The organism is Leisingera coralii (assembly GCF_049056525.1).
Taxonomy (GTDB): Bacteria; Pseudomonadota; Alphaproteobacteria; order Rhodobacterales; family Rhodobacteraceae; genus Leisingera; species Leisingera coralii.
The window spans coordinates 1-1,455 of the sequence record NZ_JBHUPT010000119.1; the positions used below are offsets into that span (position 1 = coordinate 1).

The window sequence follows — 1,455 nt, forward strand, 5'->3', positions numbered from 1 at the left end:
GGTCGTGGACACCTCACTCTCCGGCCAGCGGGTTGCCCGTGAGCTCGATAATATCGCCCGAACGCGTGGCTATCCGGTAAACCCCCCGGTTTTAGGGGGGGCATGGTCGTAGAATTTACGCGGCCATTCTCAGTTTCTGGGCGGGGGTCATCCCGCCGTTACCCATGTTGGGGCGCTCGTTGTTGTAGGACCAGAGCCACTCTGTGGCAATCTGCTGGACCTCGTCGATGCTCTCGAAGATGTGGAGGTCCAGCCATTCGTGCCGGACTGTCCGGTTGTAGCGCTCGACGTAGGCATTCTGTTGCGGTTTGCCCGGCTGGATGTGGGCCAAGGCGATGCCCTTGTCCTCGGCCCATTCCATCAGGGTGCCGCTGATGTATTCAGGGCCATTGTCGACACGAATGGTTCGCGGCGCGCCTCGCCACTCGATGATCTGGTTCAACGCCCGAACAACCCGTTCGGCGGGCAGCGAGAAATCGATCTCAATGCCCAAGCCCTCGCGGTTGAAGTCGTCCAGCACGTTCAGCAACCGGAACTGACGACCGTCATCGAGCCTGTCAGCCATGAAATCCATGGACCAGACCTCGTTCGCAGCTTGCGGCACCTCCAAGGCCTCGGGCTTGTCCCGCTTCAACCGCTTGCGGGGCTTGATCCGCAGGTTCAGTTCCAGCTCGCGGTAGATCCGGTAGACGCGCTTATGGTTCCAGACATGACCTCGGACATTCCGCATGTACAGAAAGCACAGGCCGAAGCCCCAGGTCTTCTTCACCTTAGTCAGTCCGAGCAGCAGGTCGGCAATCTGCTCGTTCTCGTCATCCAGTTTCGGGCTGTAGCGATAGCAGGTCTCGCTGACATCGAACGCCCGGCAGGCCAGCGCGATGCTGACTCCCTTCATCGCCACCGCTTTCACGGCCAACTCCCGGCGTTGAGCTGGCCGTTTCATTTTTTTCCAAGCGCCTCCTTCAGGAGGTCGTTTTGCATACTGACGTCGGCAAACATGCGCTTCAGTCGCCGGTTCTCCTCGGCCATGGCCTTCATCTCGGAAATCAGGCTCGCATCCATGCCGCCATACTTTGCTCGCCATTTGTACAGCGTGGCGCTGCTCATGCCGTGCTCGCGGCAAAGTTCGGCGGCAGGAACTCCGCCCTCCATCTGGCGCAGCACACCCATGATCTGGGCCTCGGTGAAACGTGTCTTCTTCATCGGAATCTCCTCGTTCATCCTGCCGAGAAAATTCTACTTCCGCATCCCCCTAAGATCGGGGGGGATTACCATCCCTGCATGGTGGTCAGCGATAATGGGACCGAACTGACGTCGAATGCCATTCTGAAATGGCAGGAAGACCGGAAGGTCGAGTGGCACTACATGGACCTGTCGCGGTTTGATGCCGCTCCTTTGATAGCATTTATTGCAGCCAAGGAGACGAGCTATGGGAACGAAACGGACGGACGAATT

At 58.8% G+C, this 1,455-nt stretch carries 1 protein-coding gene; it reads right to left on the reverse strand.

Features of this window, described 5'->3' with window-relative positions:
* Positions 1 to 115: 115 nt before the first annotated feature.
* Positions 116 to 1,203, reverse strand: a protein-coding gene (locus tag ACFMBG_RS23875; RefSeq protein ID WP_421057133.1) for an IS3 family transposase whose coding sequence is annotated in 2 segments (ribosomal slippage) — positions 116 to 942 and positions 942 to 1,203 — 1,089 coding nt in all. Because the reading frame shifts where the segments join, the coding sequence is not laid out codon by codon here.
* Positions 1,204 to 1,455 lie beyond the last annotated feature (252 nt).